The sequence below is a fragment of the Lysinibacillus sp. COL-1 genome, assembly GCF_059814265.1.
Genome location: NZ_JCAWSJ010000004.1, coordinates 1328078 through 1344119 on the forward strand (window position 1 = coordinate 1328078; position 16042 = coordinate 1344119).

The 16042-nt window shown below is 40.0% G+C and carries 17 protein-coding genes; all 17 read left to right on the forward strand.

Annotated elements, in window-relative coordinates; all coding sequences use genetic code 11:
- Positions 1 to 4 precede the first annotated feature (4 nt).
- The 17 genes from AC6BKE_RS14750 (at position 5) to lhaT (ending at position 15989) form a co-directional block, all read left to right on the forward strand.
- Positions 5 to 772, forward strand: a complete 768-nt coding sequence (locus tag AC6BKE_RS14750; RefSeq protein WP_340810779.1) for a 3-hydroxyacyl-CoA dehydrogenase — start codon at positions 5 to 7, stop codon at positions 770 to 772.
- Between the two features lie 88 nt (positions 773 to 860).
- On the forward strand, positions 861 to 2486 hold the full coding sequence (locus AC6BKE_RS14755; RefSeq protein ID WP_036123224.1) for a long-chain fatty acid--CoA ligase: 1626 nt from the start codon (positions 861 to 863) through the stop codon (positions 2484 to 2486).
- Positions 2487 to 2677: 191 nt separating this feature from the next.
- The gene (locus AC6BKE_RS14760; RefSeq protein WP_016994411.1) at positions 2678 to 2908 is read left to right on the forward strand and encodes a hypothetical protein; all 231 of its coding nucleotides are present in this window, start codon (positions 2678 to 2680) and stop codon (positions 2906 to 2908) included.
- 84 nt (positions 2909 to 2992) lie between these two features.
- A complete protein-coding gene (locus AC6BKE_RS14765; protein ID WP_036123217.1) occupies positions 2993 to 3766 on the forward strand; it encodes a CheR family methyltransferase in 774 nt (257 codons plus the stop codon).
- Between the two features lie 407 nt (positions 3767 to 4173).
- Positions 4174 to 5355, forward strand: a complete 1182-nt coding sequence (gene aroC / locus AC6BKE_RS14770; protein WP_499857095.1) for a chorismate synthase — start codon at positions 4174 to 4176, stop codon at positions 5353 to 5355.
- A 3-nt stretch (positions 5356 to 5358) separates the two neighbouring features.
- On the forward strand, positions 5359 to 6450 hold the full coding sequence (gene aroB / locus AC6BKE_RS14775; RefSeq protein ID WP_340810781.1) for a 3-dehydroquinate synthase: 1092 nt from the start codon (positions 5359 to 5361) through the stop codon (positions 6448 to 6450).
- Positions 6447 to 6815, forward strand: coding sequence for a chorismate mutase (gene aroH, locus AC6BKE_RS14780; protein ID WP_036123206.1), 369 nt, complete (start codon positions 6447 to 6449; stop codon positions 6813 to 6815). The genes aroB and aroH overlap by 4 nt, the downstream gene beginning before the upstream one ends.
- A gap of 18 nt (positions 6816 to 6833) precedes the next feature.
- Positions 6834 to 7934: a histidinol-phosphate transaminase gene (gene hisC / locus AC6BKE_RS14785; protein ID WP_340810782.1), complete on the forward strand. Its 1101-nt coding sequence runs from the start codon at positions 6834 to 6836 to the stop codon at positions 7932 to 7934.
- Positions 7931 to 9028 (forward strand): prephenate dehydrogenase, encoded by a 1098-nt coding sequence (locus AC6BKE_RS14790; protein WP_036123199.1) that lies wholly within the window; start codon positions 7931 to 7933, stop codon positions 9026 to 9028. Before hisC ends, AC6BKE_RS14790 begins: the two co-directional genes overlap by 4 nt.
- Before the next feature lie 59 nt (positions 9029 to 9087).
- Positions 9088 to 10374 (forward strand): 3-phosphoshikimate 1-carboxyvinyltransferase, encoded by a 1287-nt coding sequence (gene aroA, locus AC6BKE_RS14795; protein WP_249646081.1) that lies wholly within the window; start codon positions 9088 to 9090, stop codon positions 10372 to 10374.
- A 95-nt stretch (positions 10375 to 10469) separates the two neighbouring features.
- Entirely contained in the window at positions 10470 to 11738 is a 1269-nt protein-coding gene (locus AC6BKE_RS14800; protein ID WP_080717083.1) for a tetratricopeptide repeat protein, read from the forward strand.
- 14 nt (positions 11739 to 11752) lie between these two features.
- A complete protein-coding gene (locus AC6BKE_RS14805) occupies positions 11753 to 12310 on the forward strand; it encodes a ReoY family proteolytic degradation factor (protein WP_036123193.1) in 558 nt (185 codons plus the stop codon).
- Between the two features lie 145 nt (positions 12311 to 12455).
- A complete protein-coding gene (locus AC6BKE_RS14810) occupies positions 12456 to 12905 on the forward strand; it encodes a YpiF family protein (protein WP_036123190.1) in 450 nt (149 codons plus the stop codon).
- 154 nt (positions 12906 to 13059) lie between these two features.
- Positions 13060 to 13566: a QcrA and Rieske domain-containing protein gene (locus tag AC6BKE_RS14815; protein WP_036123187.1), complete on the forward strand. Its 507-nt coding sequence runs from the start codon at positions 13060 to 13062 to the stop codon at positions 13564 to 13566.
- A 19-nt stretch (positions 13567 to 13585) separates the two neighbouring features.
- Positions 13586 to 14260, forward strand: coding sequence for a menaquinol-cytochrome c reductase cytochrome b subunit (gene qcrB, locus AC6BKE_RS14820; RefSeq protein ID WP_036123184.1), 675 nt, complete (start codon positions 13586 to 13588; stop codon positions 14258 to 14260).
- Positions 14261 to 14301: 41 nt separating this feature from the next.
- Positions 14302 to 15075, forward strand: a complete 774-nt coding sequence (locus AC6BKE_RS14825) for a menaquinol-cytochrome c reductase cytochrome b/c subunit (RefSeq protein ID WP_036123182.1) — start codon at positions 14302 to 14304, stop codon at positions 15073 to 15075.
- Between the two features lie 317 nt (positions 15076 to 15392).
- Positions 15393 to 15989 carry a lipoprotein heptaprenylglyceryl N-acetyltransferase LhaT gene (lhaT, locus tag AC6BKE_RS14830; protein ID WP_058844255.1) on the forward strand — a complete coding sequence of 199 codons (597 nt, stop codon included), beginning with the start codon at positions 15393 to 15395 and terminating at the stop codon, positions 15987 to 15989.
- The last annotated feature ends 53 nt before the right edge of the window (positions 15990 to 16042 follow it).

Genomic DNA, 16042 nt, shown 5'->3' on the forward strand with positions numbered 1-16042 from the left:
TTTGATGAAACATCATGAAGTGGTAGCGGTAGTAACGGGTGGTGCTTCAGGTTTAGGGGAGGCAACTGTCCGTCACCTTGTTGAACGAGGTGGCAAAGCGGTTGTTTTTGATGTCAATGATGAACGTGGACAAGCTCTAGTAGAGGAATTAGGGCAAAATGTCATCTATGCACGAGTGGATGTTGCGAAGGAGGAGGACGTGGCAACAGGTCTTGAGCAGGCCATTGCAGCATTTGGCAAGATTAATGTAGCGGTGAATTGTGCTGGCATTGCTGATGCGAGTAAAGTGATTTCGAAGCGAGGCGTACATGCCCTTGCTTTATTTGAAAAAGTGATCACTGTTAATTTAATTGGTACATTTAATGTCATCCGTCTAGTCGCGGAGAAAATGCAGCACAATGAGTCGAATGAGGATGGGCAGAGAGGTGTTATTATTAATACTGCGTCTGTGGCTGCATTTGATGGTCAAATTGGACAAGCAGCTTATAGTGCGTCAAAGGGTGGAGTGGCAGCGATGACATTGCCAATTGCACGAGAACTTGCGGAGATCGGTGTACGTGTGATGACCATCGCGCCAGGTTTAATTGAAACACCGATGTTTGCTTCGTTACCTGAGCCTGCAAGAACAGCTCTTGCTCAAATGACACCATTCCCTAAGCGGCTTGGCAAACCTTCGGAGTATGCCCTTTTAGTTGAAAGTATTATCCATAATGGTTTGTTAAATGGTGAGGTCATTCGTCTGGATGGTGCGATCCGTATGCAGCCTAAGTAACAACAACAATATTTAATTTTTGAAGTGGTTTGTCGCAGCTAGTAGTCTTGGTCGTTTCAAAATTTGATGTATGAAGGGACGCGGTATAATGCATATGATGGACACACCTTTATTATTAACAAGTTTTTTGAATCGCGCAGAACGATTTTTTCATTCGAAGAAAATTTATTCTAGAACAAGTGCGACAACTATTCATGAGTTTACGTATAAAGAATATGTTAAACGAACGCGCCGATTAGCGGATGCACTTACCAAGCTTGGAATGGAGCGAGGTATGAAGGTAGGCACATTTGCTTGGAATCACCATCGACATTTGGAAGCCTATTTTGCAGTCCCATGTGCAGGAGCAGTACTGCATATGATTAATATTCGGTTAGCACCTGAGCACATTGCTTATGTCATCAATCATGCAGAGGATGAAATATTACTAATTGATGATAATCTAGTACCACTTATTGCACCAATCTTGTCACAGCTGAAAACGGTAAAACATTTTATCATTATGGGAGATGCTGTTGCAGTCGAATCTATCCCCATCCCAAATGCTCTTTCTTATGAGGCTTTGCTCGCTGAGGCCAATGAACATTTCGTATTCCCAGAAGATTTAGATGAAAATACACCTGCTGGCATGTGCTATACAAGTGCAACGACAGGCATGCCCAAGGGAGTTGTTTATACTCATCGTAGCATCGTTCTGCATAGTTTAACGGCTGGCCTTGCTGATAGTATTGCTATTTGTGAATCGGATGTAGTGTTACCAGTTGTCCCAATGTTCCATGCTAATGCATGGGGATTACCTTTTGCCAGTGTCGCATTTGGTGCTACACAGGTCTTACCAGGTCCGATGTTTACACCACAGCTTTTACTTGAGTTATTTGACGTATATAAAGTAACGTTGACGGCAGGAGTACCTACGATATGGCTAGGGGTTTTACAGGAGCAACGTCAAAATCCGCGTGATTTATCATCGATGCGATTAATTGTTTGTGGGGGATCTGCCTCACCAATTGGCCTAATTCGAGGCTTTGAACAAGAACTCAATATCCCTTACATGACAGGCTATGGTATGACCGAGACATCACCGCTCGTAAGTCTCTCCACCTATTTAACCCATATGCAAGACTACACAGCTGATGAGAAAATGCATGTTCGAATTACGCAAGGTATGACCATGCCTCTAATTGAAACACGGGTAGTCAATGAACATGGTGAAGTGCCATGGGATGGCAAAACGATGGGAGAACTAACGATTCGAGGTCCGTGGATTGCTAATGAGTACTATCATGATGAGCGCACAGATGAAGCCTTTAAAGATGGTTGGCTCTATACAGGCGACATCGCGGTGATGACAGCAGATGGCTATATAAAAATTACCGATCGTACAAAGGATTTAATTAAGAGTGGTGGCGAATGGATTTCTTCTGTAGAGCTTGAAAATGCATTGATGTCCCATCCAAAAGTATTTGAGGCTGCTGTTATTGCTATTCCGCATGAAAAATGGTTGGAGCGACCATTAGCCTGTGTGGTAGCGAAGCCTGAATTTAAAGAATCGATTACCAAGGCAGAGCTACTAGAGAGTTTACAGCAGCAATTCCATAAAACGTGGATTCCTGATGATATCGTCTTCATTGAAGAGGTACCGAAAACGTCAGTAGGTAAATTCCTAAAGGCCAAATTACGAGAAGATTTAAAGGCGTATCGCGTACAAGTTTAATAAAATGGTTAGCATGAAGGTAGTGAAAAACTACCTTCATTTTTTGTGCGAAATTTATTATATATCAGTGCATCTGAACAACTACTGACTAATGCAAAAAATATTGTATTGGAAGAAGATAAATCCCTGAAAAATGAAACTATTTTTTCCATTTTGCCGTATAATCTTAGTAACGAAAGGATGTGGATGGATTGTCAATTGCCATTGTAGCGATTATTGGAGGCGTCATTATTTCATTAGCTGGGATTTTTACAGACGCTCGCACAAGACAACAAAAAATTAAACTGAAGGCTGTTGAGAAAGAAGTAGAGTTAGAAAAGCTTAGATTGGAAACGTATACGATAGAAACAGAAAAAATGCGCCTAGAATTAGAACAGTCGAAAGTGTTACTATTAGAAGAAAAACAAAATGCAAGCAAGTAGATTGGCTTACCCAAGAAAGACTATTTCAGGATTGGGACTTTTCCGCTATAATGGAAATACGACGCTAGAGGGGAAGATGACCATATGTCTGATTATGAACAATTTATAGAAGGTATTAAGCGCAAAACAGGAATAGATTTAGCGTTATATAAAGAAGCGCAAATGAAAAGACGATTAACCTCTCTTTATGAGAAAAAGGGCTATCGTAATTTTGTAGACTTTCTAAAGGCACTTGAACAAGATCGTGATTTAATGAATGAATTTTTAGATCGTATGACGATTAATGTTTCTGAATTTTATCGCAATGGAAAGCGTTGGGAAGTATTACAAAAGAAAATCTTGCCGAAGCTATTACAAACAAATAAGCGTTTAAAAATTTGGAGTGCTGCTTGTTCAACAGGAGAAGAGCCATATTCTTTAGTAATGGTATTATCTCAATTGGTGCCTTTATCTCAAATTCAAATTATTGCTACTGATTTAGATGAGAATGTCATACAAAAAGCGAAATTAGGTGTTTATCCTGAACGTTCTTTAGCAGAGGTGCCAAGTGACATTAAAGCAAAGTATTTTGAACAAGAGGGCTCCTACTATCGAGTGAAGGATGAAATTAAGCGTTGTGTAACCTTTAAGAAACATAATTTACTGAATGATTCATACGACAGCCATTATGATTTAATTGTTTGTCGCAATGTCATGATCTATTTCACAGAAGATGCAAAAGATCAAATTTATAATAATTTTAGTAAAGCCCTGCGCAAAGATGGCATTTTATTTGTTGGCTCAACAGAGCAAATTTTTAATCCAGCACGTTATGAATTTGATGTAGAGGACACGTTCTTCTATCGGAAAAATAGCTAATAATATGGATGAAAAGCTTTGTACAAACGACCAAAATAGTCTTGTACATATAGTAAGCAAGTATTAAACATAGATATTTCATACGCTTTTCGCTTATCATAAGCAAAGGCGTATTTTTTATAAAATTTAGCACTTCACTTTAGTAGTGCAACGAGTACTTTGTCAAATGCATGTTGTATCGAAGGCGAAACGTCAGCGGCAATTATGCTGTAGCGTAATGGATACAATTCAGCACGCCATTTCAGTAGTACACCGATTTCCTTTATAGACGTCGTTCAGAATATTCGCATTTAGAACGATGGAAATGGGGTGTACTGAAAAGACATTTGTAAAAGGACTGTTTTTTTAAAGAATATATGTTATAGTGAAAAATACATACTTTAGCGAGTTGAAGGGAGAAAGTGTTTATGCGTTACTTAACAGCAGGAGAGTCACACGGACCTCAATTAACGACAATTATTGAGGGTTTACCGTCACTCTTACCCATTACAGCAGAAAAAATTAATCATGATTTAAAACGACGCCAAGGAGGTCATGGACGGGGGCGCCGCATGCAAATCGAAACAGATACAGTAGAGATTGTTGCTGGTGTTCGACATGGTCAAACACTTGGCTCTCCTGTCGCACTAGTTGTAACAAATGATGACTGGAAGCACTGGACTAAAATTATGGGTGCTGAGCCATTAGCAGATGATATTAATCCTGAAGATATTAAGCGTCAAATTTCACGACCTCGTCCAGGTCATGCGGATTTAGTTGGGGGCATGAAATATGGTCACCGTGATTTACGCAATGTATTAGAGCGTTCTTCTGCACGTGAAACAACTGTGCGTGTAGCAGTCGGCTCTGTGGCAAAAGCTTTACTCAATGAATTAGGCATTTCCATTGTTGCACATGTGACTGAAATCGTAGGAATTAAGGCAGATACATCTGTACTAGAAGGAAAAACAACAGAAGAAATTCGTGCTATTGTCGAAGCAGATCCTTGTTACTGTGCTGACCCTGTAGCGTCTGCCAAAATGGTAGAGGCTATTGATGAGGCGAAAAAAGCTGGAGATTCTATCGGTGGTGTTGTAGAAGTCATTGTCGAAGGTATGCCAGCAGGTGTCGGCTCTTATGTGCAGTATGATCGTAAGCTTGATGCGAAACTAGCAGCAGCCATGCTATCTATCAATGCATTCAAAGGTGTAGAATTTGGTCTAGGTTTTGAAATGGCACGACGTAAAGGCTCTGAAGTGCATGATGAAATTATTTGGTCTGAAGAAGAGGGCTACACACGAGCAACGAATCGACTCGGTGGCTTAGAGGGCGGTATGTCAACAGGAATGCCGATTGTCGTACGTGGTGTCATGAAACCAATTCCTACATTATACAAACCATTACAAAGTGTGGATATCGAAACAAAAGAGCCATTTAAAGCAAGCGTTGAGCGCTCTGATAGCTGTGCAGTACCCGCAGCATCAGTAGTTGCAGAACATGTTATTGCCTGGGAAATAGCGAATGCTATTTTGGAGCAATTTCATAGTGATCAACTACCTCAATTACAAGCTCAAATTGACGAGCATCGTCAATATACAAAGGGGTTCTGATTTATGCGTGTACCAGTTGCAACAAAATCGCATCAGTATGAAGTTGTTCTCGGTCATCAATTTCTAACTGAAGCTGTTCAAGCATTTGCAGATAAACTTCAAAAAGCAGATAAGCTGATCGTATTTACAGATAGCAATGTTTGGGCTGCACAGGGAGATTATTTCAAGGCAAATTTCCCATATGATTTTGAGGTCTTTATTTTACCTGGTGGTGAAGCTTGTAAAACCTTTGAACAATACAATGCTGCTCAAACATTTTTATTGGAACAAAAATGCTCGCGGAAATCATTTGTTTTTGCTTTTGGGGGTGGAGCTGTCGGCGATTTAACAGGCTTCGTTGCGGCAACCTATATGCGTGGAATTCCTTTTATTCAAATTCCAACGACCATTTTAGCCCATGATTCTGCAGTTGGTGGTAAAACAGCTATTAATCATCCGTTAGGAAAAAATATGATTGGTGCATTTTATCAGCCTGAAGGTGTTATTTACGATACGGCTCTTACCGAAAGCTTATCCGAACGTGAAGTGCGTTCAGGAACAGCAGAGTTAATTAAACATGCGATGATTTCTGATTCTATTTGGTTAGAGGAATTAATGACAGCTGATTCAGTGATTCATTTTAATCAAAATGAACTGGCCAAGCAGCTGAAAAAAGGAATTGAAGTGAAAGCTCAAATCGTGGCTGAGGATGAAACAGAGCAGTCCGTTCGGAAATTTTTAAACTTAGGCCATACATATGGACATGCCATTGAGGCAGCAGCTGGTTATGGCAAAGTAGCACATGGAGAAGCCGTAATGATGGGGTTGGTCTATAGCCTATTGTTAAGCGAGCGTTATGGAAAGCTGGAGCGAGCTTTCACCAAGTCATTTTTACAGTTCGCAGTGAAAAATGGCTATCCATTTGAGCCTGTGAATGATTATTCATTTGAACAGTTAACTAGTTATTTAATGAAAGATAAAAAAGTGGAATACGGCATTTTACAGTTCGTTCTTTTGGAAGAAATAGGTAAACCTTTTGTGAGAGCCATTGATTTAGAAGAATGCAGAGAAGTAGATGCCGAATATAGACAGTTATTAGCGGAGGTGCTTGTATGATTCGTGGACTTAGAGGAGCAATAACAATTGAATCGGACAGGCCAGAGCTTGTATGGGATGAGACAGCAAGATTAGTGCGTGAGGTTGTGGCAGCAAATCATGTGGAGATCGATGATATTGCATCAATCCTTATTTCTACAACGCCAGATATTACCTCTGCATTTCCTGCCCGTGCAGTACGCTTGATGGACGGCTGGCAATATGTCCCTGTTATGTGTACACATGAAATGGATGTGCCGAACGCTTTACCTTTATGTATTCGTGTATTAATTCATGCGAACGTAGAGGTAGCCCAAAAAGATGTAAAGCACTTGTATCTCAACGATGCAGTGAAATTAAGACCAGATTTGGCGCAGGCTAAATAAGTAGAGGAGATGTTTTAGATGAAGTGGAAACAACAATTGGACGGTATGCAAGCATATAAGCCAGGGAAACCAATTGAAGAAGTACAACGTGAATACGGCTTAAAGGAAGTCATTAAATTGGCATCGAATGAAAATCCGTTTGGGTGCTCACCTAAGGTAACAGCTTATTTACAAAATAATGCGGTGAATCATGCCCTTTATCCAGATGGCTATGCACAAAATTTACGTACAGCTGTTGCGAATCATCTAGGTGTCAAGGAAACACAGCTTCTTTTTGGCAACGGCTCTGACGACATTATTGCTATTATTACGCGTGCACTGTTGTATCCAGGAGTAAATACGATTATGGCGGATCCTTCCTTCTCTCAATACTGGCACAACGCTGAAATTGAAGGTGCTGAGGTACGAAAAATTCCTTGTGTTGAAGGTGCCCACGATTTAGATAGCATGGCAGCTGCAATTGATGACCAAACATCGATTGTTTGGGTATGTAGTCCAAATAATCCTACAGGAGTTGTCATACCTGATACGGCATTACGTGCTTTTCTTGCAAAAGTACCAAGCGATGTCCTTGTCGTGTTGGATGAAGCTTACATTGAATATGTAACACATCCTGGCCATAAGGATACGTTACCAATCATTGATGAATATCCGAATGTACTTCTATTACGTACATTTTCTAAAGCCTATGGACTAGCTTCATTCCGTGTTGGCTATGCGATTGGGCAAGCTGGCGTTATTGCTAAGCTTGATCCTGTTCGCGCACCATTTAATAATACAATCTTAAGTCAAGCTGTGGCAGCTATTGCACTCAGCGATCAAGCTTACATTGAAGCATGTCGTGAAGCCAATGAAAACGGCAAAAAGCAATATGTAGAATTCTGTGAAAAGCATAATTTAAAATACTTCCCATCTGATACGAACTTTATTTTCTTTGATACTCAAGCTGATAGTGATGTTGTCTTCCAAGAGCTGATGAAAAGAGGCTTTATTGTCCGCAGTGGCAATGCTTTAGGATTACAAGGGTTTATCCGTGTCACAATTGGTACAGAGGCACAAAATGCAGCATTACTTAGCCAGCTTGACGAAGTATTAACACAGCAAGGAGTATTTGCATGACACGCAAAGTACTCGTTATTGGGCTAGGCTTAATCGGCGGTTCGATTGCCCTTGCTTTGCAAAAAGCACCCGAAACAAAAATTATTGGCTATGATATGGATACACAAACACGTGAGCATGCAAAAACATTAAATATTGTGCATGAGATTGTTACAGATCCGCAGGCTGTTGCGGCAGATGTCGATATCATTATCTTTGGTACACCTGTTAATGCAACACTTGTGTGGATGGAGCAATTAAAATCATGGCCATTAAAAAATAAAGTCATTATAACAGATACTGGGAGTACAAAAAAATTAATTATGCAAAAGGCCAGCGAATTACGTGAGCTTGGCATTACATTCATTGGTGGACATCCAATGGCAGGTTCTCATAAAAGTGGTGTGTTGGCTGCAAAGGCGCATCTTTTTGAAAATGCGTATTATATGCTGACGCCGCTTGCTGGAGAAGAAATCGTTCATATGGCTAAGCTTGAAAGTTTACTAAAATTTACACATGCAAAAGTAGTCAGTGTATCTGCGAGTGAACATGACCATATGACAGCTGTGGTGAGTCATTTTCCACATGTTATCGCAGCCTCATTGGTCCATCAATTAGGTGAGGAAAATGGAGAATACCCGATGACACGCTCGCTTGCAGCAGGCGGTTTTCGTGATGTTACACGAATTGCTTCCTCGAACCCCGTTTTATGGCGAGATATTACGCTACAAAATCGTGAGGAGCTACTTACTCAGTTAGAAGGCTGGGAAAAAGAAATGACTCGCATTAAGGAACTGCTGACGGATGGTTCTTCACAGGCTATTGAAAACTATTTTTCTGTTGCCAAAGAGCTGAGAGATGAATTGCCGATTAGTGCAGGGGCCATGTATACGCCATTTGACTTATATGTTGATGTTCCTGACTATCCAGGCGTTATTTCAGAAGTGACGGGCTTGTTAGCGGATGAAGCGATCAGTATTACGAATCTACGAATCGTTGAATCACGTGAAGATGTTTTCGGTATTCTCGTTATTAGCTTCCAAAGCGAAAATGATCGCGAACGTGCTGCGGCATGTATCCAACAACGAGCAAATTTCGAAACGTATATTTCATAGCATAAGAAAGCGTCGGTATTTCGGCGCTTTCTATCTTCATATTGAAGGGAAGAAAGTTTATGAGTGAAAAAATTTTGCAATACAATAAGCCTTCTTTACAGGGCACTTTAACCATTCCAGGCGATAAATCTGTATCCCATCGTTCTGTCATGTTTGGAGCCATTGCTAGCGGGACAACGACAGTAGAGGGCTTTTTACTAGGGGAAGATTGTTTAAGTACAATCGATTGCTTCCAGAAGCTTGGCGTTCAAATTGAGGTCGAAGGAACTAATGTAACGATTCATAGTCCTGGCATGGATGGCTGGCAGGAGCCAACAGACGTGTTGTATACGGGTAACTCTGGCACAACAACACGCTTAATGTTGGGTATTTTAGCTGGTTCTTCGGTTCATTCCGTGATGACGGGGGATGCATCTATCGGCAAACGACCAATGCGACGTGTGATAGACCCACTGCGTCAAATGGGTGCTCATATTACAGGGCGTGCTGACGGGCAGTACACACCCCTTGCTATACAAGGTACAAAACTACAGGCCATCGATTACAAGATGCCTGTAGCAAGTGCACAAGTGAAATCTGCTATTTTACTAGCAGGCTTGCGTGCTGAAGGAACAACGATTGTTAGAGAAATGGAAGTTTCAAGAGATCACACAGAGCGAATGCTGCGACAATTTGGTGCACAGGTAGAAGTAGACAATGGCGTTGTCTCCATTGAAGGCGGACAGTCTCTCAGCGGGACACATGTTGCTGTTCCAGGGGATATTTCCTCGGCAGCCTTCTTCTTAGTGGCAGGAGCCATTTGTGAGCATAGTCACGTAACATTAAATAATGTTGGTATTAACCCAACGCGTGATGGCATTGTCGAGGTACTTGAAAAAATGGGCGCAACAATGACCGTGACACCGAATGAGGATAATCAAGCTGAACCTACAGCAACCATTCAAATGGCCACATCTACTTTAACAGGCACAACAATTGAGGGGGACATTATTCCTCGTTTAATTGATGAAATTCCGATCCTTGCCTTACTCGCTACGCAAGCACATGGTCAAACAATCATTAAAGATGCTGAGGAGCTAAAAGTGAAGGAAACGGATCGCATCACGGCGGTTGTAACTGAATTGAAAAAGCTAGGTGCACAAATAGAAGCAACAGAAGATGGAATGATCATTAATGGACCAACACCATTAAAAGGTGCAAGTCTTCGCACATACGGCGATCATCGAATTGGTATGATGGGGGCTGTTGCAGCTCTAATTTCGGATGGAGCCGTAACATTAGATGATGCACAATGCATTGCTGTATCCTACCCATCGTTCTTTGAACATATTGAGGCAGTGAAATAACAATTCAAGATAGACTCTCCAGCTTTTGGGGAGTTTTTTCTTGTTTCAATGGTAAATGTTTTGTAGCATAAAGGTATCAATGAAAGAATAGGTGAATGACTGTGAACAATGCGATGACTGAAATGATGCAAGCACTTGAACAAGGGGACTTAGCATTAATAGATCAGCTACTAGAATCATTTTTAACGAAGGAGCTACCTGAGGAGATTTATGCACTCGCTGAGATTTTTATGCAGTATGGGTACATGAAAGAAGCTGACCGTGTGCTGGAGCATTTACAATTTTTATTCCCAGAAGAGGCACAGTTAAAAATAGATCGTGCAAATGTATTAATGGAGCTTGGTGATGAAGATGAAGCATTGGATTTATTATTAGAAATCGAAGAAGCATCACCAGAATATCCGCAAGCCTTATTAGTTCTAGCCGATTATTATCAAATGCAGGGGTTATTTGAGGTTGCAGAAAAACGTATAAATGAAGCATTAGCAATTTTACCTGACGAGCCGTTATTACATTTTGCTAAAGCAGAACTTTTATTTGAAACAGGTCGTTTTTTAGAAGCTGCAAGGTTGTACGAAGACTTATATGAGCAGCAAAATGAATTTGCAGGTATTCAACTTGTTGAACGATTGGCAGAGGTGTATCGTGCAGGGGCTGCCTATGAAACGGCTTTTGATTATTATGTCAAGGCCCTTGAGGATGAGGTAAAGCCAGATATTTTATTTGGAGCGGCTTATTCCGCTTTCCAATCACAAAAGTACGAGATGGCTATTAAACAACTAGAGGAATTGAAAGAATTAGATCCGGATTACTTCTCAGCCTATTTATTGCTTGCGGAAAGCTATGCTATGACAGAGGATAATAAAAAAGCTTATGGGGCCATTCAAGAGGGGCTAAAACGCGATGAATATGATAAATCATTGTATTTATTTGCTGGTAAAATGGCGTTGAAAAATGGTTTGCCAGAAGAAGCGGAGCAACATCTGCGAGAAGCTATAGCGTTGGATCCTGAGTACATGGAGGCGGTATTAGCCCTTATTTCTGTGTTGGGACAACAGGAGCGTCATGAGGATGTTATCGAATTATTTGAAACGCTACAGCAAAATGATTTTGAATGGAGCACATTATATCCATTTGCAGCAGAGGCATATGAAAATTTAGAATTGTACGACCGTGCATACGAATTTTACCGTTTGGCATATAATGATTTTAAGGAAGACGCAACATTTTTAGAAAAATATGTTTACTTCTTATTAGAGGAAGGAAAACGTTCAGAGGCAAAAGAGGTTCTTGGACAATTAATCAACATTCAACCGGGTGAACCAGAGTGGCAAGAGAAGTTAGAAGCCTTAGAATTTGAGTAAAGGAGGGAGTGGGTATGACTGCTTCTGTATCAGTTGTTGATAAAAAAGCATTTGTTCGATGGTTTTTAAAAAATTATCAATTGAAACGTCGTGAGTGTGTATGGATTTTAAATTATTTATTAAGCAATGATGACTTACTAAAAAGAATCCGATTTGTGGAAGAAGCTCACTATTGTCCTAGAGCGATGGTGATGTCGACAGTAGACTCAACAGGTGTACCTTTTCGTTTCTACAAAGGCAATGTGATGACAGCAGATGCTGAGAAGTCTTTCCATGATTTACGCTTACATGAACAAGAAGATATGTATATACAATTGAATTTTCCAAATATACCACCAAGTGCACAATACTTAGCAGTTCTCGAAGAAAACCCTTATATGCCAGAAACACTGCTAGTCAGTGAAAAAGATCGTTTACTGGCAGAAGAGCTGCTTTCCAATAGCTTACTCGTATTCCAAGAAGAAAAATTACTCGCACAAATTGATGAAGCCCTCGACCAGGGAGATGAAGAACGCTTTTATGAATTGTCTAATTTGTTACAAGCATTAAAGGAAACGGCTAATTTACGTTAATCATAGGTAAAAATTGAATGTCCTTTATCCACTTCAATATGGTAACATTACTAGTGAATGAATGATTGTTTTCACTTTTAATTGGGTATCCTATTTTAGAGTGGATAAGGGCATTTTTATTTTGCGATAAAAGGAGGTTTGTTGAATGTATTTTAATGCAAACGATGTGACATCGTTTCTGGCACAGAAGGATTTCATTGATACCGCTATTGTTCCACTTGTATCCATCGATCTCTCTTCTGAAAAAATGAAACAGAGTGGTGCCGAAGTAGATTTTGTTATGTCTTTAACTTCGTTTATAGAGCAACAGTTCAAAGGCCGTTTATTAGTTATGCCACCATTTTCTTATATGACAAATTTAAAAAACGATGAATTTCCACAGCAATTAGAAGCACAATTACATAATGCTGGATTTAAGCATGTGTTCTTCATTACTTGTGACCACTATTGGACAAAGAGTGAAGAGAAAGTCAATATAGTTTGGTTACCAGCTATTCCGTTAGAGAGCATGGATGCAAGTGTGAAAAAATCTATTTTAGAAGATCAATTACGCCAGGTGATTCCAATGCTTTCGACTAAATGGGCACAGATTTAACAATTAGTTTCAATAAATGTTCACATTCTCCAGCTTTCCACAGAATGCTATATTGACCAAGCTATGGACTTGATATATCATATATATGTCCTAGTATTACTATTTGTAAAAGTATGTCCGTTGGACTGACCTTTAAGTTAGAGGGGGGAAAATAATGAGTAATAATCGAGTTTCACGTCGTCAATTTCTAAGTTATACTCTTACTGGTGTAGGTGGATTTATGGCGGCAGGTATGTTAATGCCGATGCTTCGCTTTGCAATTGATCCAGTGTTACAAAAGCATGATGGTGGAGATTTTGTAGAAACAGAGCATAAAATCGCTGACCTCACTGAAGAGCCTGTCAAAGTTGACTTTTCATTCGAGCAAGTGGATGCATGGTACAAATCGAATGTTACAAACGTAGCGTGGGTTTATAAAAATGGCGATCAAATCATTGCTCTATCACCTGTTTGTAAGCATTTAGGATGTATGGTTGATTGGAGTGGAGATTCTGGACACCCAGATCAATTCTTCTGCCCATGTCACGCAGGTCGTTACGAGAAAAACGGGAAAAACGTTGCAGGTACACCGCCTCTAGGTCCGTTGGATGAATTTGAAGTACAAGAAAAAGATGGCTATTTAATGATTGGTCCAGCAAAAGCAAATACTCTAGTTAAATAAGTAAGGGGGTACGACAACAGTGCTAAATAAAATTTATGATTGGGTCGATGAACGCCTAGATATTACACCGATTTGGCGTGATATTGCCGACCACGAAGTGCCAGAGCACGTTAACCCTGCACATCATTTTTCAGCATTCGTTTATTGCTTTGGTGGATTAACATTCTTCATCACAGTAATTCAAATTCTATCTGGTATGTTCCTAACAATGTACTATGTACCAGACGTTGTGAATGCCTGGAAATCAGTTTATTATTTACAAAACGAAGTAGCATTTGGTGAAATCGTACGCGGTATGCACCACTGGGGAGCTTCATTAGTTATCGTAATGATGTTCTTACATACACTTCGTGTATTCTTCACAGGTTCTTATAAAAAACCTCGTGAGTTAAACTGGATGGTTGGTGTAGGTATTTTTGGTGTAATGATGGGTCTTGGCTTTACAGGATACTTATTACCATGGGATATGAAAGCATTATTCGCTACTAAAGTAGGTATCGAAATTGCTGCATCTGTACCGTTTATCGGTGGGATGATTAAAATATTATTAGCGGGTGACACTACGATTCTTGGTGCTCAAACGTTAACTCGATTCTTTGCGATTCATGTATTCTTCTTACCTGCAGTATTGTTTGGGTTACTTGCAGCGCACTTTATCATGATTCGTCGTCAAGGAATTTCAGGACCGTTGTAATTGTCTTGACGGTTCGATGATCTTTAAAAGGAGGGGACACTATGCATCGCGGAAAAGGAATGAAATTTGTCGGCGATTCTCGTATTAAAGCGAATCACAGAATGCCGAATGTTCCAAAGGATTATTCCGAATATCCAGGTAAGACGGAAGCTTTCTGGCCGAACTTCTTACTGAAGGAATGGATGGTAGGTGCTGTATTTTTAATTGGATACTTATTATTAACTGTCGCTCACCCGTCACCACTTGAAGGGCCGGCAGATCCAACTAGAGCATATACACCGCTACCGGACTGGTACTTCTTATTTATGTATCAACTTTTAAAATACTCATTTGCTTCTGGTCCATACAATGTAATCGGAGCTATTGTAATTCCAGGTCTTGCATTTGGAGCGCTATTATTAATGCCATTTTTAGACAAGGGTCCAGAACGTCGTCCATCTAAACGTCCATTACCAACAGCGTTCATGTTATTAACTTTAGCTGCTATGTTCTACCTAACTTGGGAGTCAGTTGTTAACCACGACTGGGAAGCTCAAAAAGCTATGGGTGCGATTGTAGAAACAGTTGAGTTCGATAAAGAATCAGAAGGTTATAAAGTTTACGCTGGTTCAGCATGTATTACATGTCACGGTGAAGGTTTAGAAGGTGGAGCTGGAGCGCCTACTCTAATGAACACAGGTTTAACTGCTGATCAAATTAAGGACATTGCTCATAACGGTACTGAGAGCGGTAAAATGCCACCAGGATTATGGACAGGTTCAGATGAAGATCTTCAAAAACTTGCTGAATTCATCGAAAGTTTAAAAGCAGAGTAATAGTAAAAGAGTCAGGGAACTGGCTCTTTTTTTCTACCTTGTTATACTATTGGGACTGAGAGCCAAGTTAAAAGGTTCCCTGGTATAAGAATTTTTAGCGAAAAATGTCGAAAAATATTATTTTGTCTGGATTCAGCAAGTATTAGTTGTATCGAAAGTGAAGCATCAGCGGCAAAATTAATGGGACAAATAAGCGCATTAAATCAACAAACTAACACATATTGATGGTGAGGAACAATTGAAATGTAGAGGGATTGCTCTAGGATTTCAGAACAATACATAACGAATGTTTTTTAAGAACGGAAGGAGTTGACTTCATGCAACTAACAAGAGCAAATATTTGGTATCTTCTGACCCATAAATCATTCTTAATAGCACTGCTCATTATTAATCTATTAGGGACAATTTACGGCTATTATTGGTACGGTTGGCAGCTGGCTATTACCAAGCCGATTTTTTATATTTTTGTTCCTGATAGCCCGACAGCTAGCCTATTCTTCTGTTTTGTGCTGATAGCATGGATTATAGGAAAAAGCTGGCCACTAATGGAGGTGCTCGCTCTCGTTACATTGGTGAAGTATGGTCTTTGGGCAGATGTTATGAATATTTGGACATTGATTGAAACTGGTACCATTGGCTGGCAGGGCTGGATGTTAGTTGGATCGCATTTTGCTATGGCAGTCCAAGCTATACTTTATTTGAAGAAGTATGTCTTCACTTATTGGCATGTAGCTATAGCAGCAGTGTGGACATTGCATAATGATGTCATTGACTATGTGTTTGGTCAAATGCCTATGTATCGAGATTTAGCTCAATACACAAGCTATATTGGTTACTTTACGTTTTGGTTATCCATTGCGTGTATTTTTCTTGCGATTTTCTCAATTAGGCAGCGCAAATATTTGCCGAATTAAGGTATAAATTATAGAATTATAGTATTGAGGTAGAAAGGGGTTAGAAAATTGTC

Coding starts and splice junctions, on each gene's coding strand:
- lhaT (WP_058844255.1), top strand. CDS start 15,393: ATGCAACTAACAAGAGCAAATATTTGGTATCTTCTGACCCATAAATCA.
- AC6BKE_RS14790 (WP_036123199.1), top strand. CDS start 7,931: ATGACACGCAAAGTACTCGTTATTGGGCTAGGCTTAATCGGCGGTTCG.
- AC6BKE_RS14825 (WP_036123182.1), top strand. CDS start 14,302: ATGCATCGCGGAAAAGGAATGAAATTTGTCGGCGATTCTCGTATTAAA.
- aroH (WP_036123206.1), top strand. CDS start 6,447: ATGATTCGTGGACTTAGAGGAGCAATAACAATTGAATCGGACAGGCCA.
- AC6BKE_RS14765 (WP_036123217.1), top strand. CDS start 2,993: ATGTCTGATTATGAACAATTTATAGAAGGTATTAAGCGCAAAACAGGA.
- AC6BKE_RS14800 (WP_080717083.1), top strand. CDS start 10,470: ATGACTGTGAACAATGCGATGACTGAAATGATGCAAGCACTTGAACAA.
- hisC (WP_340810782.1), top strand. CDS start 6,834: ATGAAGTGGAAACAACAATTGGACGGTATGCAAGCATATAAGCCAGGG.
- AC6BKE_RS14805 (WP_036123193.1), top strand. CDS start 11,753: ATGACTGCTTCTGTATCAGTTGTTGATAAAAAAGCATTTGTTCGATGG.
- AC6BKE_RS14815 (WP_036123187.1), top strand. CDS start 13,060: ATGAGTAATAATCGAGTTTCACGTCGTCAATTTCTAAGTTATACTCTT.
- AC6BKE_RS14750 (WP_340810779.1), top strand. CDS start 5: ATGAAACATCATGAAGTGGTAGCGGTAGTAACGGGTGGTGCTTCAGGT.
- aroA (WP_249646081.1), top strand. CDS start 9,088: ATGAGTGAAAAAATTTTGCAATACAATAAGCCTTCTTTACAGGGCACT.
- aroB (WP_340810781.1), top strand. CDS start 5,359: ATGCGTGTACCAGTTGCAACAAAATCGCATCAGTATGAAGTTGTTCTC.
- AC6BKE_RS14755 (WP_036123224.1), top strand. CDS start 861: ATGCATATGATGGACACACCTTTATTATTAACAAGTTTTTTGAATCGC.
- aroC (WP_499857095.1), top strand. CDS start 4,174: ATGCGTTACTTAACAGCAGGAGAGTCACACGGACCTCAATTAACGACA.
- AC6BKE_RS14810 (WP_036123190.1), top strand. CDS start 12,456: ATGTATTTTAATGCAAACGATGTGACATCGTTTCTGGCACAGAAGGAT.